Source organism: Rothia sp. P4278 (assembly GCF_048512945.1).
In the GTDB taxonomy this organism is placed as follows: domain Bacteria; phylum Actinomycetota; class Actinomycetes; order Actinomycetales; family Micrococcaceae; genus Rothia.
In genome coordinates, this window is sequence record NZ_JBLXXU010000005.1 from 38887 (window position 1) to 60795 (window position 21909).

General features: G+C 57.2%; 21 protein-coding genes. 16 read left to right on the top strand and 5 right to left on the bottom strand.

What is annotated here, in order from left to right:
• Positions 1 to 10 precede the first annotated feature (10 nt).
• A complete protein-coding gene (locus tag ACN085_RS09395) occupies positions 11 to 493 on the bottom strand; it encodes an MOSC domain-containing protein (protein ID WP_419111373.1) in 483 nt (160 codons plus the stop codon).
• Between the two features lie 136 nt (positions 494 to 629).
• Between ACN085_RS09395 and ispG the strand changes: the two genes are divergently transcribed.
• From ispG to ACN085_RS09415, 4 genes are all read left to right on the top strand, one after another.
• Positions 630 to 1793 carry a flavodoxin-dependent (E)-4-hydroxy-3-methylbut-2-enyl-diphosphate synthase gene (gene ispG, locus ACN085_RS09400; RefSeq protein ID WP_419100202.1) on the top strand — a complete coding sequence of 388 codons (1164 nt, stop codon included), beginning with the start codon at positions 630 to 632 and terminating at the stop codon, positions 1791 to 1793.
• Positions 1794 to 1814: 21 nt separating this feature from the next.
• On the top strand, positions 1815 to 2999 hold the full coding sequence (locus ACN085_RS09405; protein WP_419111374.1) for a GNAT family N-acetyltransferase: 1185 nt from the start codon (positions 1815 to 1817) through the stop codon (positions 2997 to 2999).
• A 289-nt stretch (positions 3000 to 3288) separates the two neighbouring features.
• Positions 3289 to 5088 (top strand): proline--tRNA ligase, encoded by a 1800-nt coding sequence (locus tag ACN085_RS09410; protein WP_419105381.1) that lies wholly within the window; start codon positions 3289 to 3291, stop codon positions 5086 to 5088.
• Between the two features lie 97 nt (positions 5089 to 5185).
• Positions 5186 to 5992: a TSUP family transporter gene (locus ACN085_RS09415; protein WP_419100199.1), complete on the top strand. Its 807-nt coding sequence runs from the start codon at positions 5186 to 5188 to the stop codon at positions 5990 to 5992.
• Here ACN085_RS09415 and ACN085_RS09420 read toward each other — a convergent pair.
• A complete protein-coding gene (locus tag ACN085_RS09420) occupies positions 5989 to 6837 on the bottom strand; it encodes a hypothetical protein (RefSeq protein ID WP_419111375.1) in 849 nt (282 codons plus the stop codon). The two genes, ACN085_RS09415 and ACN085_RS09420, sit on opposite strands and share 4 nt — an antisense overlap.
• A 123-nt stretch (positions 6838 to 6960) precedes the next feature.
• Between ACN085_RS09420 and rimP the strand changes: the two genes are divergently transcribed.
• From rimP to ACN085_RS09465, 9 genes are all read left to right on the top strand, one after another.
• Entirely contained in the window at positions 6961 to 7560 is a 600-nt protein-coding gene (gene rimP, locus ACN085_RS09425) for a ribosome maturation factor RimP (protein ID WP_419100197.1), read from the top strand.
• A 136-nt stretch (positions 7561 to 7696) separates the two neighbouring features.
• Positions 7697 to 8731 carry a transcription termination factor NusA gene (nusA, locus tag ACN085_RS09430; protein ID WP_419111376.1) on the top strand — a complete coding sequence of 345 codons (1035 nt, stop codon included), beginning with the start codon at positions 7697 to 7699 and terminating at the stop codon, positions 8729 to 8731.
• 175 nt (positions 8732 to 8906) lie between these two features.
• Positions 8907 to 9128, top strand: coding sequence for a YlxR family protein (locus ACN085_RS09435; protein ID WP_419111422.1), 222 nt, complete (start codon positions 8907 to 8909; stop codon positions 9126 to 9128).
• 237 nt (positions 9129 to 9365) lie between these two features.
• Positions 9366 to 12251, top strand: coding sequence for a translation initiation factor IF-2 (infB, locus tag ACN085_RS09440; RefSeq protein WP_419111377.1), 2886 nt, complete (start codon positions 9366 to 9368; stop codon positions 12249 to 12251).
• Between the two features lie 105 nt (positions 12252 to 12356).
• Entirely contained in the window at positions 12357 to 12794 is a 438-nt protein-coding gene (gene rbfA, locus ACN085_RS09445; protein ID WP_419105161.1) for a 30S ribosome-binding factor RbfA, read from the top strand.
• Between the two features lie 5 nt (positions 12795 to 12799).
• Positions 12800 to 13888, top strand: coding sequence for a tRNA pseudouridine(55) synthase TruB (truB, locus tag ACN085_RS09450; protein ID WP_419111378.1), 1089 nt, complete (start codon positions 12800 to 12802; stop codon positions 13886 to 13888).
• Positions 13889 to 13903: 15 nt separating this feature from the next.
• Complete coding sequence (locus ACN085_RS09455) at positions 13904 to 14278, top strand: hypothetical protein (RefSeq protein ID WP_419100192.1); 375 nt, start codon at positions 13904 to 13906, stop codon at positions 14276 to 14278.
• 21 nt (positions 14279 to 14299) lie between these two features.
• Positions 14300 to 14740, top strand: a complete 441-nt coding sequence (locus ACN085_RS09460) for a hypothetical protein (RefSeq protein WP_419111379.1) — start codon at positions 14300 to 14302, stop codon at positions 14738 to 14740.
• Positions 14741 to 14806: 66 nt separating this feature from the next.
• A complete protein-coding gene (locus ACN085_RS09465; RefSeq protein ID WP_419111380.1) occupies positions 14807 to 15757 on the top strand; it encodes a bifunctional riboflavin kinase/FAD synthetase in 951 nt (316 codons plus the stop codon).
• Positions 15758 to 15832: 75 nt separating this feature from the next.
• On the opposite strand, the gene ACN085_RS09470 is transcribed toward ACN085_RS09465, so the two are convergent.
• From ACN085_RS09470 to ACN085_RS09480, 3 genes are read right to left on the bottom strand one after another with little or no spacing between them, the layout of a single operon-like run.
• Entirely contained in the window at positions 15833 to 16657 is an 825-nt protein-coding gene (locus ACN085_RS09470) for an aldo/keto reductase (protein ID WP_419100189.1), read from the bottom strand.
• 10 nt (positions 16658 to 16667) lie between these two features.
• Positions 16668 to 17405: a 5'-methylthioadenosine/S-adenosylhomocysteine nucleosidase gene (gene mtnN / locus ACN085_RS09475; protein ID WP_419111381.1), complete on the bottom strand. Its 738-nt coding sequence runs from the start codon at positions 17403 to 17405 to the stop codon at positions 16668 to 16670.
• Positions 17405 to 17872 (bottom strand): S-ribosylhomocysteine lyase, encoded by a 468-nt coding sequence (locus ACN085_RS09480; RefSeq protein WP_419100187.1) that lies wholly within the window; start codon positions 17870 to 17872, stop codon positions 17405 to 17407. Before ACN085_RS09480 ends, mtnN begins: the two co-directional genes overlap by 1 nt.
• Before the next feature lie 365 nt (positions 17873 to 18237).
• Between ACN085_RS09480 and ACN085_RS09485 the strand changes: the two genes are divergently transcribed.
• From ACN085_RS09485 to ACN085_RS09495, 3 genes are all read left to right on the top strand, one after another.
• A complete protein-coding gene (locus tag ACN085_RS09485; RefSeq protein ID WP_419111382.1) occupies positions 18238 to 18900 on the top strand; it encodes a hypothetical protein in 663 nt (220 codons plus the stop codon).
• Between the two features lie 225 nt (positions 18901 to 19125).
• Positions 19126 to 19395, top strand: a complete 270-nt coding sequence (gene rpsO, locus ACN085_RS09490) for a 30S ribosomal protein S15 (protein WP_419100185.1) — start codon at positions 19126 to 19128, stop codon at positions 19393 to 19395.
• 253 nt (positions 19396 to 19648) lie between these two features.
• Complete coding sequence (locus tag ACN085_RS09495; protein WP_419105155.1) at positions 19649 to 21877, top strand: polyribonucleotide nucleotidyltransferase; 2229 nt, start codon at positions 19649 to 19651, stop codon at positions 21875 to 21877.
• Positions 21878 to 21909: the final 32 nt, after the last annotated feature.

Genomic DNA, 21909 nt, shown 5'->3' on the forward strand with positions numbered 1-21909 from the left:
TCACACGGGCCTAGGTGCCGCAGTCACCGTGCTGGGCGAAGGTCTTAACCCACCCTTTACGCCCCAGCCAGTCAGCAAAAGTTCTGCAGGGCTGGCGCGGGGAGCTGACTTCAAGTACAGCAGAGCCAACACTGAACCGCTGATTGACCAAGATCTCAGACCAGCTAACGCCTTCAGTTGTGACGTTCTCGCCAAACATGCCGTTAGGGTAGCTCCTTCCTGCCTGCTCACCCCAGTAATCCAATTCTTCACGAGCATAAAGGTAGACAGCTTTTTCAGCCCCGCCGTGGTGCTTACTATCACCCACAAAATCACCGGCAACACCGGAGCCATCGCCGTAGTTCGGGTCGGGAGCAAAAACATCGAGGGAACTCACAGCGACCTTACCAATACCGGTCTGACGCGGGGTTCTGCCAACTAGGGTAAATGGCTGAGCGATATTGGTTGAAAGAACCCGAGGCCTAGCAGAAAAGGTCATCACAGTGGTACCCATACGGTTTATCCTAGCTGAGCTGTGTCGAAAGAGTCCCCGGCCTGTCTTAGTAAATATGGCCTAACTGGTGCACAATAGAGGATGACACTGTACGCCTGCGCCCACCGGCAGGTGTAAGAAACTTTTGGAGGAAAACTTGACCTCGGTTGCTCTTGGAATGCCCGCCGCACCACCCCCCGTTCTGGCACCACGCCGTAAGACCCGCCAGTTCAAGGTCGGTTCCGTAGGGGTAGGGTCAGAATCGCCGGTCTCCGTGCAGTCCATGACCACCACCAAGACCCACGATATCGGCGCCACCCTTCAGCAGATTGCTGAACTCACGGCCACCGGTTGCGATATTGTACGCGTAGCCTGCCCCACCGATAAGGATGCAGAGGCCCTGCCCATTATCGCTAAGCAGTCCCAGATTCCTGTAATCGCCGATATCCACTTCCAGCCCAAGTACGTCTTTGCCGCTATCGAAGCCGGTTGCGGTGCCGTCCGAGTTAACCCCGGCAACATCCGTAAGTTTGACGATCAGGTCAAGGAGATCGCTGCTGCCGCTAAGGACCACGGTACCTCAATCCGTATCGGTGTTAATGCCGGCTCACTCGATAAGCGCCTGCTCGAAAAGTACGGCAAAGCCACCCCAGAAGCCCTGGTGGAATCCGCTGTCTGGGAAGCCTCCCTCTTTGAGGAACACGGCTTCCGGGACTTCAAGATTTCAGTTAAGCACAACGACCCCGTCATCATGGTTGAGGCCTACCGCCAGCTGGCAGCTGCTGGTGACTGGCCCCTACACCTAGGCGTTACCGAAGCAGGCCCAGCTTTCCAAGGAACCATCAAATCGGCAACAGCCTTTGGTGCCCTGCTCTCCGAGGGCATTGGCGATACCATTCGCGTGTCCCTCTCCGCGCCTCCCGTTGAAGAGGTCAAAGTAGGCTCCCAGATTCTTGAGTCCCTGAACCTGCGCCCCCGCAAACTTGATATTGTTTCCTGCCCCTCCTGTGGCCGTGCCCAGGTCAATGTATGGGAACTAGCCGAGAACGTCACCAAGGGCCTTGAAGGCATGAAAGTTCCCCTGCGCGTGGCCGTCATGGGGTGCATTGTCAACGGCCCCGGCGAAGCCCGTGAAGCCGACTTGGGTGTCGCCTCCGGTAACGGTAAGGGCCAGATCTTTGTTAAGGGTGAAGTCATCAAGACCGTTCCCGAAGACGAGATCGTTCAGACCCTGATTGAAGAGGCCAACCGTATCGCCCGCGAGATGGAAGACCGCGGCGAAATTGACCTGTCAGGCGAGCCGACCGTTTCAGTCTCCTAAAGCCTTCAGAAGAAACCCATCGTGTCTCTCTTTTCACGCTTCCAGCGCATCAGCGATGATGTCATAATCCGCCCCCTCACCCTCGATGACCGGGTAGAACTGGAAACCATGATTAGTTCAGACCCGGTGGGTTTTCTCTTTGCCGCTGAACACCTCCACCATTTTGGGTTACCTGCCCCGAGCGCATTGACCTCGCGCAAAACGCCCAGCGGCTTCATTGGTATTTTTGTGCCTCGAAATGCCAGCGGGAAAGAGAGCGGCTACAAGGGGGCACCACCCGCAGTAGGAGGCGGGTATAGTGGCATCGAGATGCCGCTTCCGGAACGCCTCAGAAACACCCTAGATACTCTGCTGGGCAAGACCAGCGACTGGGTGAGCCGATCGGCTGGGGCGCACTTTAGCGACCCGGCTGAGCGGAACCTGGCTCCCATGCCGGGACTGGCTGAGACACTTGCCCCGGGGGAGGGGCCTGAAGCGGAACCCAGAGATTGCCTAGTGGGCGCTTTCTGGCTTGGAGCTAACTGCGTTCCACTTTCGCTACCGGAACCCTACTACGAGACGGTTGCCCACTATATTTGGCGGCACAACCGCAAAATTGCATCAATTTTCGGCCACCGCCAAGCAGTCTTGGGTATATGGGGGCACCTAGCTGGGCGCATGCCAACCCCCTTCGGCATCCGCGAAAGCCAGCCCTTGCTTGAGCTCCCCGTGGACGCTGACCTCACAGCGCTTGCTGAACAGTCGCTGGCTCGCCCGCGGCTGGGCGCTCCACCTATCATTGAGCCTGTGCGCTGGGCCCGCACCGATGACAGGCCCAGCCTGCTCAGAGCCTCTATCGCCATGTTCACCCAAGAAGTAGGCTATGACCCCATGACGCGGGACCCTTCCGGGTATGCCCACCGCATTGATGAACTCACCCGAACCGGTCGCACCGTGGTCGGTGTTAACTCCGAGAATATCGTTATTTTTAAGACGGATATCGGGTTGGCGCACGGTTCAATCTGCCAGCTTCAGGGCGTGTGGCTCCACCCCGCCTACAGGGGGCACCGTCTTGCCCCCACCTTGCTAGCTCAGGGCGCAGAGCTAATTCGCCGGCGTTTTCCCCAGCTTTCTCTCTACGTCAACGATTACAACAGTGCGGCCAGGGCTCTCTACCGGAGCACCGGCTGGCAGCAAACAGGCACTTTCTCTACTGTGCTTTTCTAAGGCGATCGCAGATCGATCCGTCAAGAACCGCCCCGGTAGCCTATCCTCTGTACAAAGCGGAGCTAGCTTCTGTGGAAGAGACCAACTGGGGGTAGCCGGTCACCATCGATGCCCGGCAGGTCCCCCGGTAGCAGAGATGTCTTAGCCTCACAAGAAGCGGTAAGCTGGTAGAGAGTATGCCCTGCCCTTAATCCTAGGGTAGGACCAGTCAGCGGGCGACGAGCCCGAAGCCTAGCGCAGCCTATAACTCTACGAGGTTGCCCTATGAGAGAAACGGAAGCAAGCCACCTTGGTACAGCGCCTGTCCCACCTTTTCCTACGCACTTTGCGTGAAGACCCTGTTGATGCTGAAGTCGCCAGCCACAAGCTACTGGTTCGTGCCGGCTATATCCGGCGCGCAGCCCCCGGCGTGTACACCTGGCTACCCCTGGGCCTGAAAGTCCTGGGAAAGATTGAGACCATTGTCCGTGAGGAAATGAACGCCATTGGTGCTCAGGAAGTCCACTTCCCGGCCCTGCTCCCGCGCGAGCCCTACCAAGCAACCAACCGCTGGGACGAATACGGGGATAACCTCTTCCGCCTCAAAGACCGCAAGGGGGCAGACATGCTCCTGGCCCCCACCCACGAAGAGATGTTCACCCTGCTGGTCAAAGACCTTTACAGCAGCTACAAGGATCTGCCGGTCTACCTCTACCAGATTCAGACCAAATACCGCGACGAGGCCCGCCCCCGCGCAGGCCTACTGCGTGGTCGCGAGTTCATTATGAAGGACTCCTACTCCTTTAACGTCGATGATCAGGGGCTTGACGAGGCCTACCAGGCTCATCGCGCAGCTTACATCCGAATCTTTGAGCGCCTGGGTCTTGAAATTGAGATCGTCCAGGCCCAGTCCGGCGCTATGGGCGGTTCGCGTTCTGAAGAGTTCTTGCACCCCACCCCGATTGGCGAAGATACCTTCGTGCGTTCTGAAGGCGGCTATGCTGCCAACGTTGAGGCAGTCACTACCGTTGCGCCTGAACCCGTTGATGCAAGCAATACCCCGGCTGCTAGCGTTCTCGATACCCCTGATTCACCGACCATTGAGATTCTTGTCCAACAGTCCAACGCACTGCACCCCCGCCCTGAGGGCCCCTGGACTGAGGCTGATACCCTCAAGAACGTTATCGTTGCCGTAACCCTGCCTGACGGTAGCCGTCAGCTAGTTGCTATCGGTCTACCCGGTGACCGTGCAGTTGATATGGGCCGCCTAGAGGCCAACGTGGGTGCTCTACTGGGCGTTGGTGGTGAGGTAGAGGTTGAGGCCGCCACTGAGGAGGACCTTAAGAAGTTTCCGCAGCTGGTTAAGGGCTACATCGGCCCCGGTCTGTCGCTAGATCATAAGTTCCTGGGTGTAGAATCTGCCACCGGTATTCCCTACTACCTTGACCCCCGCGTCGTTGAGGGCTCTGCCTGGATTACCGGCGCAAACGAAGACCAAAAGCACGTCTACAACCTGGTCGCTGGCCGCGACTTTGAGGCCGACGGCATCATCGAGGCCTGCGAGGTCCGCGAAGGTGACCCCGCACCCGATGGCTCCGGTCCGCTGATTGCCGCTCGCGGTATTGAGATGGGGCATATCTTCGCTCTGGGCCGCAAGTACGCTGAAGCCCTGGGCCTGAAAGTGTTGGACCAGAACGGCAAGCTCCAGACCGTGACCATGGGCTCCTACGGTGTGGGTGTCACCCGCGCACTGGCAGCTATCGCCGAGGGCAACCACGATGACCGTGGCCTGATCTGGCCCCGCAACCTGGCACCTGCCGATGTGCACCTGGTGGTCACAGGTAAGGGCGCTGAGGTGCTTGAAGGCGCTGAGAAGCTAGTAGCTGAGCTTGAGGCTGCCGGCCTGGACATCATGTTTGATGACCGCCCCAAGGTATCACCCGGTGTTAAGTTCGGCGATGCTGAGCTCCTAGGTGTTCCCACCATCCTTGTGGTGGGCCGCGGCTTTGCCGATGGCAAGATTGAAATCAAGGACCGCCGGAGTGGGCAAGCCCGTGAAGTAGCTTTGGACGAAGCAGTTGCTGAAATCCTAGCTGAGGTCGGTCGCTAGAAGCCTATGAGGAATCTGCTGGGCGGGGTAAAGCAAACTTTGCCCCGCCAGCACTGTAAGTGCCCCGATGCCGGTGGGGAAGAGAGGACGCCGACCCGTGGATATCCTTGGTGCTCTGGGGCTTGATGGGCTGGGGCTTAACCCCCTGAGCATTTGCTTGCTTCTGGTAGCGGCCCTAGGCGCAGGCTGGGTTGATGCTCTAGTAGGCGGCGGTGGCATGATACAGCTACCTGCCCTGCTTCTGGTGCCCGGCTTAAGCCCGGTCCAAGCGCTTGCTGTCAATAAGCTGGGGTCGGTTTTTGGTACCCTGACCAGTGCGGTGACCTATGTGCGAAGAACCCCCATTGATATTCGTACTACTGTGCCAGCTGCCTGCCTAGCTTTTGTGACCAGTATGGCCGGTGCGGTGCTTGCGACCGCTCTACCGCAGGAGTTCTTCAAACCTATTATTGTGGTGGCCCTTTTAGCGGTCCTGCTCTACACCGTTTTTAAGCCCTCCTTAGGCGGTTCAACAGAATTGAAATACCGGGGCCTTAAACACCTGATGGTGGGCCTGGGGGCCGGTGCGGCTATTGGTTTCTACGATGGGCTCTTAGGCCCGGGTACAGGTTCTTTTCTGATGGTCGTTCTGGTTGGTCTGATGGGGTATAGCTTCCTGCAAGCAAGTGCTCAAACAAAGATTATTAATGCGGCCACCAATCTAGGTGCCCTGGTGCTTTTTGCTGCGTCAGGTCAACAAGTGTGGGCGCTCGGTCTCATGCTGGGCATAGCAAATATGGTCGGCGGCTACCTTGGCGCACGTACGGCTATGGCGCGCGGTAACAGCTTTATTCGCTTCATGATGGTGATTGTGGTCAGCGCACTGATACTGAAGCTTGGGGCAGATATTCTGGCTGGTCGCTAATCCAAGGTGTGGAGCGCTAGAGCTAGAGCAATGACTTCGATGGAGTCTTCTGTGGTACTCACTGCGGGATCGGAAAAAACCTCCATAGAGAGGGCTGGCAGGGTTGCGGTCAGGTCACGGAGTTGGCTCTCTGCTTGTTCTGGGGCAACCGTGGGGTAGGAGGGCTGTATTGTTTCAAGGCGCTGGCTACAGATGAGGGCGGGGGTCACTGTATCGCGCAGGGCGGCGCTCTGCTGGGCTAGAGTTCGGGCCTTTGCTGCTAGACCGGTGTAGCCCTTGTCTGCGCGGGCGGCGTAGACCTCAGAGGCATAGTTAATCCGGTAAAGCACCTCCTGCATCTGCTCAAGGGAAGATGACGGTTCCGGCGCTTCGCCCTGGGGGTTAGTGCAGGTGAAGTTCTCCAGCTCCTTGATCTTTTGGGCTAGGGCAGCCGGGTACTTATTGTCGGTTATTCCCTCGCTAAGAGCTGCACTCCATAAGCGGGTGACAGCAGTCAGCGCGCGAGCTCTGTCTTCAAGGGAGTCTGTTTTAAGACCAAATTGCACAAGAGCGTCGGCGCTTGCTGTAAGTTGCTGGGGGAGCGGTTCAGCCTGCGAACTTTCAGCAAAATCACGTGCGGCGGGAGCTAGCTGCGCCAGGGAATCATCAAGGGCAGTAACCAAAATATCTTGGCCTTCGGCTTCAGCGGCCTCACGTAGCGTCTTTAGCTCAAGGGCAATAGTAATTTGGCCGGCCAGATCAGCTTTGATTCCTTCCTGCCGCTGTATGCCCTGCCAGCCCATAACCAGAAAAACAGCTAGCAGGCAGGCCAGCAAGGTAATGAGCGGGCGGAGAAAACGAGACATAGAGCGGGCCTTTCAAGAGGGGGAGTTTACCCACCATTGTGCCAAAAAAATTCTGGCTTCAGCTCACCCTGGTAGGCTTAGGGATTTAGAAGACCCAGATACGCTCGCAGAAAGGGAAGGATCATGGCAGGACCAAAAGCCGGTAAGAAAGAGGCTCCCAATGCGCGGGAACGTCGAGCAGCGGCCCGAGCCCAAGAAGGTATCACCCAAAGAGCCCCAGCAGAGAGCTTTGTAAGCCTTGAAAGCGTTCGTCCGGTAGTAACCGAAGTCGTTGAAGGTCAGTTCAAGCTGGTGCTGGAGAAACTGGCCCTCAGGGGTAAAGGAGCTAACCGCACCCTTGAAATCGTGCTTGACTACCCCGAAGATCGTACAGACGCCCTTTCCCTTGACACTATCGCTGAGGTTTCACAGGCTCTCTCCCAAGCGCTTGACTCAGCTGATGACGGCGAGGTTCCCTACCTGCTTGAAGTATCTTCACGGGGAGTGACCAGCCCGCTGACCGAAACCCGCCACTGGAAACGCTCCATTGACAGGCTCCTGGCAATCAGCCAGACCGACGGGGAAACCTACTTAGCCCGGCTCGACTTCGTCACCGAAGAAGGCCCCGTGGTGCGCCGCAAGAAAGAGACCAAAAAGGGTCAGCCCGAAAGCTACCGCGACGCGCAGACCCTACCCTGGGCCACAATTTCTTCCGCAAAAGTAGAAATTGAATTCAACCGTTAGCAAGTACTCGGTAGAATAAAAACAAAACGACCACCTCTCAACATATTGAGGCCGCACGGTACGCCGTGCGAACATACACCGAAAGCGGTGCCGGAGCCTATGAGCCCCGGCACCGTATTACACGGAAGGGCCCACCATGGACATTGATTTGAGCAACCTTCGCCTGCTCGAAAAAGAGCGCGATATCTCGATCGACCACCTGATCCCAATGATCGAAAGTGCCCTTCTTTTGGCTTACCAGAAGCAGATCGGCGCGATTCGCGGTTCACGAGCAGAGATTGACCGCTCCAGCGGCACCGTCACCATCTGGGCGCCTGAGCTCGATGAAAACGACCAGATAATCGGTGAGTTTGACGATACTCCTAAAAACTTTGGCCGTATCGCGGCTTCTACCGCCCGCCAGGTCATTCAGCAGCGCCTGCGTGATGCACAGGATTCCGCCGTCCTGGGTGAATACAAGGACCGCGAAGGTCAGCTGATTTCCGGTGTCATCCAGCAGGGCCCCAACCCCCGGATGATTCACGTTGATTTGGGCACCCTCGAAGCCGTCCTCCCGACCGCTGAACAGGTTCCCGGTGAGCGCTACACCCACAACACCCGCCTGCGTGCCTATGTTCTCGAGGCCCGCCGCGGGCCTAAGGGCCCCTCCATTGTTCTGTCACGCTCGCACCCCAACCTTGTGCGCCGCCTCTTCGAGCACGAAGTGCCCGAAATTGCCGACGGATCAGTAGAGATTATGGCCATTGCCCGCGAAGCCGGGCACCGCACCAAGATCGCAGTTCGGGCAACTAAGCCCGGCATTAACCCTAAGGGATCCTGCATCGGTGAAATGGGTGCCCGCGTGCGCGCTGTCATGGGGGAGCTGAACAACGAGAAAATAGACATCGTTGACTACTCAGACTCACCCGAAGAGTTCATCGCAGCTGCCCTGTCACCCGCACGGGTTAGTGAGGTCACCGTGACCGAACGTAAGACTTTCTCTGCACGCGCCATCGTTCCCGATGACCAGCTCTCACTTGCTATCGGTAAGGAAGGGCAAAATGCTCGACTGGCCGCAAAACTGACCGGCTGGCGTATTGACATCATCTCGGCCTCCAAATATGAGGCAGCTATGGCAGCAGCTCAAGCAGCTGCTACCCCCGTCGAGGGAGACGGCTCGGACGAGAGCTAACTAACATAATTGCCGTTAGCCCCCGCAAGGGGGCTAAACTGGCTATAGAGGTCACAAGACCCAGTGCTTAATGCTGGTTTCGTAACAGCTAGCTAACCGGCCAGGCCCCAGGGCGTACAGCCGGGCGAACACATGAAGGGAGCAACCAAAGCTGCACACCCCCGTCCGCACCTGCATCGGCTGTCGAACCACCGCAGCACAAGCTGACCTCACACGAATTGCCCTCAGAGGCACCGCCCCACCCAGGGCAGTCTTTGATAGGGACAAAAGTCTCCCGGGGCGTGGAGCCTGGCTCCACCTGACCGAAGCATGTCTGACCAAAGCACTCAAAAAGTGTGCCTTTGCCAGAGCATTCAGAACCCGGGTGGATACCGCCGAACTGGTGATCAAAGCATAAGCCGAGCTCACCGGTTCACGGCCCGTTTCTCGGGCTGGCGAACCATATAAGTCAACGGGTTTGACGACTTACCTTGTAAGAAAGCGAGTCAGAAAACTGATGGAAACCCAATGAGTGCCGCGCAATGAGTACTAACCTGTGCTCGCCAACCGGCAAAAAAATAGCTTTATATAAGCTCAAACCTCACACAAACTGAAGGTTCGCCCCTGTCCTGGTGCGAACCAGAACAGGAGAAAAGTGGCTAAGCCCCGCGTTCACGAGATCGCTAAAGAGCTCGGAATCCCCTCAAAAGAAGCCGTCGCAAAGCTTCAAGAACTTGGCGAATTCGTCAAGGGAGCATCATCAACTTTGGAAGCTCCGGTAGTTAAAAAACTACGCGCAGCTTTCCCTCAGGCAGCTGCTCAGGCAGAAGCCTCAGAAAAGAAGGCAGAGGCCAAGAAGCCTGCCGCTCCCGGCCCCAAGACCGAAGCAAAGACATCTGCACCCAAGCCTGTTGCCGCTGCACCCGCAGCTCCCAAGCCTGCCGCAACGCCCAAGTCAGCCGCAGCGCCAGTCGCCAAACCTCAGGCAGAAGCTGCCACACAGCCTGCTGCCGACAAGGCAGAAACCAGCAAACCTGCTGGCCCCCGCCCCGGCAACAACCCCTTCGCACCGACCCAGGGCATGTCTGCTCCCAAGCCCGGTGCCCCTAAGCCCGGTGCCCCTAAGCCCGGTGCTCCCAAGCCAGCCGGTGCTAAACCCGGCCCCCGCCCCGGCAACAACCCCTTCGCCCCCTCCCAGGGCATGGGCAAGCGTAATGAACGCTCAGAAGGCGGTCGCTCAGGCGGCCCCCGCCCCGTAGGTGGACGCAACCCCCGCGGTGCTAATAACCCCGGCGGTCCCCGTCCTGCCGGTGGCGGCGCTCCTCGCCCCGCAGGTGGCCGTAACAAGGCCCCTCGCCCCGCAGGTGCAGGTACAGCAGGCCCCCGTCCCGCCGGTGGTGGCGCTCCTCGCCCCGCTGGTGGTGGCAACCGCCCCTCACCCAACATGATGCCCACCAAGATGAGCGGCAATGTCGGTGCTCGCGGTGCTGCTAGTGCTCCTGCCGGTGGCGGCGCTCGCCGTGGCTCAGGTGGACCCGGTGGCGGTAACGGTGGTGGCGGTTTCAACCGCGGCCCCGGTCGTGGTGGCCCCGGTGCCGGTCGCGGTAACGCTCAGGGTGCTTTCGGACGCGGTGGCGGTAAGCGCAAGAAGGGCAAGACTAAGTCAGCTCTGCGCCGTGAAGAGCAGCTGAGGCAGCCTACCATTGGTGGCGTCGCTGTACCCCACGGTGACGGCACTACCGAGATTCGTATGCGTCGCGGTGCATCGCTCATGGACTTCGCCGAGAAAATAGGTGCAAACGCAGCCGCACTGGTTACCGTTCTGATTCACCTGGGTGAAATGGCTACTCAGACCCAGTCACTCGATGAGGAAACCTTCGAGCTACTTGGCGCTGAGCTGGGCTACGTCGTTAAGATCGTATCTCCCGAAGATGAAGAGCGTGAGCTCCTTGAATCCTTTGACATCAACCTTGATGCCGAAGCTGACGCTGAAGACGATGCAGTACTGGAAGTTCGCTCACCGGTTGTTACTGTGATGGGTCACGTTGACCACGGTAAGACCCGCCTGCTCGATGCTATCCGTAACACCAACGTCATTGACGGGGAAGCCGGTGGCATTACCCAGCACATTGGTGCCTACCAGATTCACACCGAGGTAGATGGCGAAGAACGCTACCTGACCTTTATCGATACCCCCGGTCACGAAGCCTTCACCGCTATGCGTGCCCGTGGTGCTAAGGTCACCGACATCGCTATCCTCGTGGTAGCTGCCGATGACGGCGTCATGCCCCAAACCGTTGAAGCTCTCAACCACGCTCAGGCTGCTGACGTGCCGATCGTTGTTGCTGTCAACAAGATCGATAAGGAAGGCGCTAACCCCGAAAAGATTCGCGGTCAGCTCACCGAATACGGTCTGATTCCTGAAGAGTACGGTGGCGACACCATGTTTATCGATGTTTCTGCCCGCCAGGGGAAGAACATCGACGAACTGCTCACCGCTGTTACCCTGACCGCCGATGGCGCTCTGGAACTGAAGGCTAACCCCAACAAGGAAGCCCGCGGTGTAGCTATTGAAGCTAACCTCGATAAGGGCCGCGGTGCTGTAGCTACCGTTCTGGTTCAGTCCGGTACCCTGCGTATCGGTGATGCTATCGTTGCCGGTTCAGCCTACGGTCGCGTTCGTGCCATGTTCGATGAGAACGGCACCAGCGTTGAAGAAGCTGGCCCTTCACGCCCCGTCCAGGTGCTTGGCCTCAACTCCGTGCCCCGTGCAGGTGACACCTTCCTGGCAACTGAGGAAGAGCGTACAGCCCGCCAGATCGCTGAGAAGCGTGAAGCCGCTGACCGCAACGCCCAGCTGGCTAAGCGCCGTAAGCGAGTCACTCTTGAATCCTTCGATGCCGCTGTGGCTGAAGGCAAGATGGACACTCTCAACCTGATCATCAAGGGCGACGTTTCCGGTGCTGTTGAAGCGCTGGAAGAGTCACTTATGAAGATTGACGCCGGTGGCGACGAAGTTCAGCTTCGCGTTATCCACCGCGGTGTTGGTGCTATCACCCAGAACGACGTTAACCTGGCAACCGTTGACAACGCCATCATCATTGGCTTCAACGTCCGCCCGGCAGAGCGCGTTGCAGAACTGGCCGATAGCGAAGGCGTAGAAATGAAGTTCTACTCCGTGATCTACCGTGCTATCGAAGAGGTCGAGGCAGCCGTCAAGGGTATGCTCAAACCCGAGTACGAAGAGGTTGAACTGGGTTCAGCCGAGGTCCGCGAGGTATTCCGTTCCTCCAAGTGGGGCAATATCGCAGGTTCAATCGTCAAGTCAGGCGTTATCAAGCGCAACTCCAAGGCGCGCCTGGTGCGCGATGGTTCGGTGGTTGCAGATAACCTCACCATTGAGTCCCTGCGCCGCTTCAAGGACGATGCTACTGAGGTCCGTGAGGGCTTCGAATGTGGTATCGGCCTGGGCTCCTTCAACGACATCAAGGACGGCGACGTCATTGAAACCTGGGAGATGCAGGAAAAGCCGCGCGTCTAGTCTTTAGATAAGACCTAGGAAAGGGGTGGAGTAGTCGTTTGACGATTACCCCACCCCACTACAATTTATAGAAGCAGAATAAACTTTCACATCAAGGAGAACACCATGGCAGATCCGGCACGCGCCGCCCGCCTAGCAGACCGTATCAAGGTCATTGTTGCCCAGGCGCTTGAGCGCCGCATTAAAGACCCACGTTTGGGCTTTATTACCGTCACAGATGCCCGGGTCACCAACGACCTGCAGCACGCAACGGTCTACTACACCGTTTTTGGGAGCGAAGAGGAACAGGCTTCAACCCGCGCCGCTCTTGAGTCAGCTAAGGGTATCTTGCGGGCAGAAGTCGGTAAGAACATCACCGCCCGTCTGACCCCAACCCTCACCTTTGTACCCGATGAGGTGCCGGTGAACGCCGCTCACATCGAAGATCTGCTCCGCCAGACTAAGGAACGCGACGCCGAGCTTGCCGCCGCCCGTGAGGGCGCCGAGTACGCAGCTGGTGAGGACGCTTACAAGATCGCTGAAACTGACGAGGACGAAGCCTAAAAACCGTGGCTAAGAAAGCACCGACCGGCCCTTCTGGCCTGATTATCGTCGATAAACCTGCGGGTATGACCAGCCACGATGTTGTCTCTAAGATGCGATGGCTTGCAGGGACCCGCAAGGTAGGCCATGCTGGCACCCTGGATCCTATGGCAACCGGGGTGCTGATTTTGGGCGTCAATAAGGCAACCAAGCTACTGACCTGGGTGGTAGGAGAAAGCAAAACCTATACGGCAACTATTCGCTTGGGCGTATCGACGCTAACCGACGACGCCGAAGGCCAGGTTACTGCTTTGGCTCCTGCCGGCGCTCTTGAAGCCCTGACCGATGAGCTGATTGCTGAACAGGTAGCGGCTTTGACCGGCGATATCATGCAGGTGCCCAGCGCGGTATCTGCCATTAAGGTGAACGGCGTTCGGTCTTATGCTCGGGTCCGTTCCGGTGAGGCCGTTGAGCTAGAGGCCAGGCCGGTGACGGTCCACAGCTTTGAGGTGGAGGGCCTTGACCGGCTCACTGCCACCTACCCGGTTCCTTCTGCTGAGTCCCCGGCGGGAGAGTCCGTAGAAAAGGGATCTGAACAGCAAGAACAGAATGAATATGACGTCCTCGATGTCCGGGTGACGGTTATCTGCTCGGCGGGTACCTATATCCGGGCTCTGGCACGCGATATGGGAAAGGCACTGGGGGTTGGCGCCCACCTGACTGCCCTGCGCCGCACCGCTATCGGTGAGATTAGGGCTGAGGATGCTCATAGCCTGGACACTCTGATTGCCGGGCGTGAAGCAGAACAGCCCCTTCCGCTGCTTGCTCTCGAGGAGGCCGCCCGCCGACTGTTCGGTGAGCGTCTTGTGAATGACCAAGAGGCTACCGACCTGTCCAACGGGCGCAGGATTAGCCCTAGCGCTGGTGCCGAACAGGCCAAGCGGCACAGCAGTGCCGGTGGCTCAAGAGGCGGCCACGATAAACCCACCACCGAAGGCATCGTAGCGGCTTTTGCCCCCGATGGAACCCTGGTCGCTCTCATCGAGAACACCCGGTTCCGCGGTGAAGACCTAGCCGCCCCTGTGCTTGTCTTTGAAGCCGGTAGAACTTTCTAGGAGCGAGAGAACACAATGATAATTGCTGGACTTGACCTGTGGTTTTGGGTCTGCCTTGGGCTGGGAACCCTATCTTTTCTGGTCTGCCTGCTGGCTTTCTTGCGAGGCCGGGCACCCGATGACTTCAGCCAGGGCTCGGTTCTAATTCTCGAGGCTTTCCTACTGGTCTACCTGGTCGGCTCTATCATTATGCAGGCAGTGACCGATGGGCCGAGCGGGGACTGGTTGGAGTACTATGGCTATCTGGTGACAGCCATGATTATTCCGGTGGGCACCTTTATCTGGTCTTTGGCGGAGCGCACCCGGTGGTCGACACTGGTTCTGGGGCTCACCGGCCCGGTCTTGATCATCATGGTTCACCGCATGAATATGCTCTGGTACTACTACTAAACCGATACTGAGGATACACAGATGGCACCCTCCACTTCACCGCACCAGGTATCTGCCCCGGCTAAGGGCTTTGGCCGCTTACTGGTAGTTTTTTACGGCGTCTTTACCCTTTCAGCGGGTGCACGAGCACTGTACCAGGTGATTCGTAAGTTTGATGAAGCTCCGCTTTCTATCAGCCTCTCGGCGCTTTCGGCTTTAATTTATCTGGTGGCTACTCTGGCGCTCTCCCGTAGGGGCCAGGGCGCTTGGAAAGTCTCACTGCTGGCGGTAGGGACCGAGATGGCTGGTGTTTTGCTGGTCGGTATATTCTCCTACCTTCAGCCCCAGCACTTTGCTCTAGCCTCCGTATGGTCTCACTTTGGGTCGGGCTACGGGTACGTTCCTCTTGTCCTACCCATGATTGGGCTCTGGTGGCTCTATACGGCTCGTCCCGGTAAGACAGCGCATGACGGGCGGAGCTAGGCTGGTTCTTTATGGACCGGTATCAGCACGTAGGATAGACACCAGCAGCAACCCACAAGGAGCACAGTGAAGCGCTACACCGACCTCGCCCAGATTCCCGCTGGCTACGGGCCTACCGTGGTCACCATCGGCAACTTTGATGGTGTTCATATCGGGCACCAGAAGGTACTCTCTACGCTGGTGGCTACGGCACAAGAGCGCGGGTTGACCTCTGTTGCTGTTTCCTTTGACCCGCACCCTGCGGTGGTTCACGGGCCGGAGGGGTCGCACGTCGATATCATGGGGCAGAAGGACCGCCAAGCGGTTATGGCTGAACTGGGCGTCGATGTTTATCTGCTCCTGCACTACGACCTTGACTTTGCTGCTCAGACTCCAGAAGAATTTGTGACCCGCACCTTTGTTGACGCGCTGGATGCTCGGTGCGTTGTCATCGGTGATGACGTTCGATTCGGCACCAATAACTCAGGCAACCTGGCAACCATGAAGGAGTTGGGCCAGCGTTTCGGTTTTGATGTTGTGGTTGTTGAGGATCTTCTGGTGTCCGATGCCAGCCGCTGTTCTTCTACCGCTATCCGTCAGCTCCTTGGACAGGGCAGAGTAGCGGAAGCCGGCTCCCTGCTGGGCCGGTCCCACTACATGCGCGGTGAAGTCGTCCACGGTGCCGCTCGGGGTCGTGAACTCGGGTTCCCCACCGCCAACCTGTCGGCCGATTCCGAGGGCTTGGTTCCTGCTGATGGTGTTTATGCAGGCTGGCTGATTGATGAGCAGGAAATTCGGCACCCTGTTGCCATTTCTGTGGGGACTAACCCCACCTTTGAAGGAATTACCACCCGCCAGGTGGAAGCCCACGTCATCGATCGGACTGACGAAAAAGTTGAGGACTTTAACCTCTACGGGCAGCAGATCACCTTGGAGTTCGTCGCTTTCTTGCGGGGCATGGTTGCCTATACGGGCGTCGAAGCTCTAGTGGAGCAGATGTATCAGGATGTTGAACAGGCTCGGCAGATCCTGAGCTAGAGTTCAGCACAGACCAGACGACAGACTACCGCCCCGGCAGAAAATACTCTGCCGGGGCGGTTGCGTCCTTGGGGCTTACATTTCTTCGTGGGTGGCGGGGTCAAAACCCCGGCCAAGGCCCGCTTCTAAATCATCAATGGTGGACATCTGCTCTTGGGTGAGTTCCCAGCTGAAGACATCCAGATTTTCTTCCATGCGCCGGGTGTGAGCTGATTTGGGTAGGGGCAGGTGTGCCTTTTGAACTTCCCAGCGGAGGATAACCTGGGCCGGTGTCCTTCCGATGTTTTGAGCTATCTCTGCCAGGCTTGGGTCCTTGAGTAGGCGGGTCTTCCGCCCCAGCGGCGACCAGCACTGCGTAAGGATAGCCTTCTGACGGTTGTAGCTGGCCCACTCCCGTTTCTGGGAGTAGGGGTGGAGCTCGATCTGGTTGATAGTGGGGGTAACCCCTGTTTCTTTAACTAGGAGGTCAATGTGCTCCGGTAAGAAGTTCGAGACACCGATGGTGCGCACCAGCCCCTGCTCTTGCATCTGGATCAGTGCCTTCCAGGTTTCTAGGTAGAGCCCCTGGGAGGGGTTGGGCCAGTGAATGAGGTAGGCATCAAGATAGTCAAGACCCATGCGCTTGAGTGTGCCTTCCAGGGATCTGAAGGCACTATCGTAGCCGTGGTCACGACCGGGGAGCTTGGACTGAACGAAGATTTCTTGACGGTCCACACCAGAGCGCAGGACCCCTTTTCCTACTCCTACTTCATTGCCGTAATTGACCGCCGTATCAATGAGACGGTACCCCCTGACGATGGCTTCCGATACGGCAACCTCTGACTCTGCGTTACTGAGAGGGTAGGTCCCTAGGCCCAGGGGCGGGATGGAAGTACCATCGCGCAGTGTATGGTTTTGCACAGGTTATCTCCTAGATAGTCAGGAGGGCTAGGACGAGCTGGGCGCTCCTAGCCGCTACGATGGGGGCATCCATGTGGAAGTCCTGATCGGCTGCGGGGCCGCAGAGATCCGAAATACCACGGATAGCGATGAAAGGAATTGAACGGCTACCACAAATTTGTGCCAGCGCGGTGGTTTCCATGTCTGTGGATAGTGCCTGGGGGAAAATCTCCCGGGTGTCCTTGACATTATGAGCAGTTACGAAAGAGCCACCAGCCAGCATCGTGCCGAACAGGGGCTTGCCTTGGCCGGTGTAGCTGGCAGCAGCCTGCCGGGCCTTATCAGCCAGTGCCGCATCGGAACTATAGCTAGCTGGCATACCGGGAACCTGACCGTAGGCGTAGCCAAATGCTGTGGCATCTGCGTCGGTGTAGGTGTAGTCGGTGCCTACCGCCAAATCGCCTACCTCCACGTCGGCCCGTAGGCCACCGGCTGTACCGGCAGAGATAACTGCGGTGGGGTTGGCAACCACTGAAAGCGCCAGGCTCAGGGCCGTGGACGCGTTGACCAAGCCGATCTTAGAACGCACCAGCAGAATGGGGTGCTCTTCGCTGTCCGTCGTGTAGGTACGGGGGTAGAAAACTGCCTCACCCACGGTGAAGGCGGAGCCAGCTTCTTCAGTGGTTTCAAGGAAGGGCGCTGCCTCTTCATCCATTGCCACCTGAACGATAGTGGCACGGTCGAAGCCTTTGAAGGTAGGAGCGGACACTAGGCCATCACCTGCGCCCATTCATCTTTACGGTCAAGGAAGATCCGCACAGCTTCTTGGGCTTCTTGCAGTGAGTGGTTAGCACCCCAGCCGCACTGAACCTCATTGGCCGCAGGGACCTCTGTCGCCCGAAGCAGATCGTTCATGGTGGCTTCAAGGATAGCCATAAAGGCCTCGGGTTCGAGCCCCAGGGTCAGGGCGTAGAAACCGGTTTGGCAGCCCATAGGGGAAAAGTCGATGAGAGCGTCGGTGTGGTTGCGCATATGGTGCGCGGTCATATGCTCAATCGAGTGGATAGCCTTCATGCCCAGGTGCTCTTTATTGGGCTGGCAGAAGCGGACATCATATTTGATGAGGACGTCCCCTCCGGGTAGTTCTTTTCGTCCTGCGACGCGCACATACGGCGCAAGAACGAGGGTGTGGTCTAAATCAAATGATTCAACATTGGTTTGATCTCGTGAAGTCATTGTTAAATTATATAGTCCTCAATGGGCTACCCAAGAGTAACCGCCATGTTTGTAAGGCTTGAGCTGTGAAGTGATGTGAAAATTGGGTTTGAGCGAATGAACAAAGGGGTATCGGTTCGTATTCAGCCTCCTAACAGTAAAGGCCCGACCTGGGGACTCTTCCCCTGATGAGGAAAGTCGGCAACCCCGTCATGACAAAAACCCATAGTTTTAGACTGTTAGGATTGAAGCGGTTGAGAAAGCTTGCAAAAGTTTCTGCTTGGTTACTGCTCAAGGTTTTTTAAACTCACCCGGTGGGTAAAATGAGCTTAGAACTGACGTTTGGGTTCGTTGCGTATACCGTTTACATAGAACGAAAGAATCAAATGACAGAAAATCTAACCCGTCGAACAGTAACAAAGGGCGCAGCCTGGTCTATTCCTGCTGTGGTTGCTTCTACTACTATCCCGGCGTACGCAGCATCACACCCTTCGGGTCAGGTCTCACCCAGTTCCAACACGATTGTACCCGCTGTAACTATTACTGTTACCGGAACGAAGTCGTTTACGGCTTTTGGGGAGCCTGATAGCTCCGGCGGCCGAACCTCCTACAGCATCAATTCAGGGCAATGGCAAGTTGTTCCCCCCGCAGAGCTAGGCACCGTTACCGCCTTTAAGGTAGAGGAAGTCGTCGGTTCTGCCGCCTTTGTGGTGAGTGCCAGTGGAGTCAAATCAACCGCCACCGTCACGAAAGCTTCCGCATCTGAAACCCAGACCATTGGGTCAGGGGTAGAGCGCCTTGTAGAGATTCGTTCCCAAGTTCCTTACCGCCTCTTGGCTAAGAAAGCCGATAACTACATGGAAAAGGTATCAATTCCTTTCCAACTCACATGGTTTAAGGGTCTGTCCCAGGTAGGGCAGGCCAGCTCTTACTACATTAACTGGGACTTCTCTATCGCACCGGACTGGTTCGGTAACTACCCTGATGAAGGATCTGTATCTACCAGCGGGGAGGGCTACAGTATCAGCGCTCTCCCGCTCTACGAGTAAACTGCATACAAAGGTAGATATACTCACACTAAATAGTGAGAAGCCCGTCTTGAAACCCCGCACCGCTTTGCTATAGCCTTGAGAGTGGCCCCTTAGTGGGGTTAACCAAGTAAATATTCTTCGACTGCGGTCCGTGGCAGTCAGAATACAAAAATCGTTAGATTTTTGCTCCCGCTAGCAAACACTAGTCGGGCCGTACACGGCACTAACTCTAGGAGTTATAAAGTGGCACTCGATCCCGCCATCAAGCAAGAAATCATGAAGGAATACGCAACCCACGAAGGTGACACCGGTTCACCCGAGGTTCAGGTTGCAGTTCTGACTCGTCGCATCACCGACCTGACCGAACATCTCAAGTTCCACAAGCATGACCACCACTCACGTCGTGGCCTCATGATCCTTGTTGGTCGTCGCCGTAACCTGCTGGGCTACCTCAAGAGCATCGATATTGAACGTTACCGTGCACTTATCGAACGCCTCGGTATCCGTCGCTAAGGCGAAGGCTGCACCAGAGTGAGGGCGCCACTGTAATCCACCAGTAACTTCGGGTTCCTTGGAACACGGAGTCAGTGTGGGGCAGTGACGCCCTTATAGTTCTCCCAAGAGAACATCAACATAAACTACGAAGTCGTCGCGCATTGTCACGGTCCTCGGTAGCGGTTTACAGAAGACACCCGTCAAGGGTGCTCCCACTGTGAGCCTCAATCGATGACCAGCAGCGCGGCGCAGATAAGGAAACGGAGGAACCTTGGAAGGTCCCGAAATTCAATTTGCAGAAGCAATCATCGACAACGGCAAGTTTGGAAAGCGCCTTGTACGCTTTGAAACAGGCCGCCTAGCCCAGCAGGCAGCTGGCGCAGCTCTGGTCACTATCGACGAAGATACGACCCTGCTCTCGGCCACCGCCGTTGGCAAGAGCCCCCGAGAAGGTTTTGACTTCTTCCCTCTCACCGTAGACGTTGAAGAGCGTATGTACGCAGCCGGTAAGATTCCCGGCTCCTTCTTCCGCCGCGAGGGCCGCCCCTCAACCGAAGCGATCCTGGCTGCGCGTCTGATTGACCGCCCTCTGCGCCCTGTCTTCAAGAAGGGTATCCGCAACGAGGTCCAGGTTGTTGTTACCGTTCTGACCATCGACCCCGATGAAATCTACAACACTGTAGCTATCAACGCCGCATCCTGCTCCACCACCCTTTCAGGTGCACCCTTCGCTGGCCCCATCGGCGGCGTACGCATTGCCTTGATAGATGACCAGTGGGTCTGCTTCCCCAAGTTCTCCCAGCTTGAGAACGCGGTCTTCGACATGGCCGTTGCCGGTCGCGTCGTGACTAAGGCAGACGGTACCGAAGACGTTGCCATCATGATGGTTGAGGCTGAAGCTACCGATACCTCCTGGAAGCTCATCAAGGAAAACGGTGCCACCGCACCCACCGAAGAGATTGTCTCTGAGGGCCTAGAAGCCGCAAAGCCTTTCATCGCCGCTCTGTGCAAGGCCCAGTCAGACCTGGCTGCACGCGCAGGCAAGCCCGCTATGGAACTCCCCATCTTTGGCGAACGTGCCGCAGAGGTAGATGAAGCCGTCAAGGCTTTTGAACCCAAGATCGTGGAGGTCTACTCCATCGCAGGTAAGCAGGAGCGCGAACTGGCATCTGCTAACCTTCAGCAGGAAGTTCTCGAAGCACTCGCTGGCGAAGGTAAAGAATTTGAAGGCCGCGAAGACGAAGTTAACGCAGCATTCAACGCCCTGAGCAAGCACCTTGTACGTCAGCGAATTCTGACAGAGCAGGTTCGTATCGATGGCCGCGGCCTGACCGATATCCGTCAGCTCACCGCCGAGGTTGAGGTTCTGCCTCGCGTACACGGCTCAGCAATTTTCGAGCGTGGTGAAACCCAAATTATGGGTGTGACTACGCTAAATATGCTTAAAATGGAACAGCAGCTGGACTCACTCTACCCGGTCAAGTCCAAGCGCTACATCCACCACTACAACTTCCCACCCTATTCCACAGGTGAAACCGGTCGCGTTGGTTCCCCCAAACGACGCGAAATCGGTCACGGTGCCCTGGCCGAGCGTGCCATCACTCCGGTCCTTCCGGACCGCGAGGATTTTCCCTACGCAATCCGCCAGGTGTCAGAAGCCTTGGGCTCCAATGGTTCAACCTCCATGGGCTCAGTTTGCGCTTCAACCCTTTCCCTGCTCAACGCAGGTGTGCCCCTGCGTGCACCTGTAGCGGGTATCGCTATGGGCCTTGTCTCCGATGAGGTCAACGGCGAAACTCGCTATGCAGCTCTCACCGATATCCTCGGTGCAGAAGATGCACTGGGAGATATGGACTTCAAGGTAGCGGGTACCAGTGAGTTCGTGACTGCTATCCAGCTTGATACCAAGCTGGACGGTATTCCCGCCTCGGTTCTGGCCGGTGCCCTGACCCAGGCACGCGAAGCACGCCTGCACATCTTGGAAGTTATCAATGCCGCCATTGACGCTCCCGATGAGATGAGCGACTTTGCGCCCCGCGTGATTTCGGTGAAGGTTCCCGTTGCCAAGATTGGTGAGGTCATCGGGCCCAAGGGCAAGATGATCAACCAGATCCAGGAAGAGACCGGGACCGACATCTCTATCGAAGATGACGGCACCGTCTACATCGGTGCAACCGATGGCCCGTCCGCGGAAGCAGCTCGCGCAGCTATCAATGCGATTGCTAACCCGCAGGTTCCTGAGATTGGCGAACGCTACCTGGGTACCGTTGTGAAGACAACTGCCTTCGGCGCTTTCGTATCTTTGACCCCCGGCAAGGACGGCCTGCTTCACATTAGCGAGCTTCGTAAGCTCAATGATGGCAAGCGCGTTGACGACGTTGAAGATGTCGTCGGTGTAGGGCAGAAGGTTCAGGTTGAGATCGCCAAGATTGACGACCGTGGCAAGCTGTCACTGATTCCGGTTGTTGCGGAAGAAGACAGCGAAGCCACTGAAGGCTAAAAGCAGGATTTTGACTTAGGTCGATGCCCTGT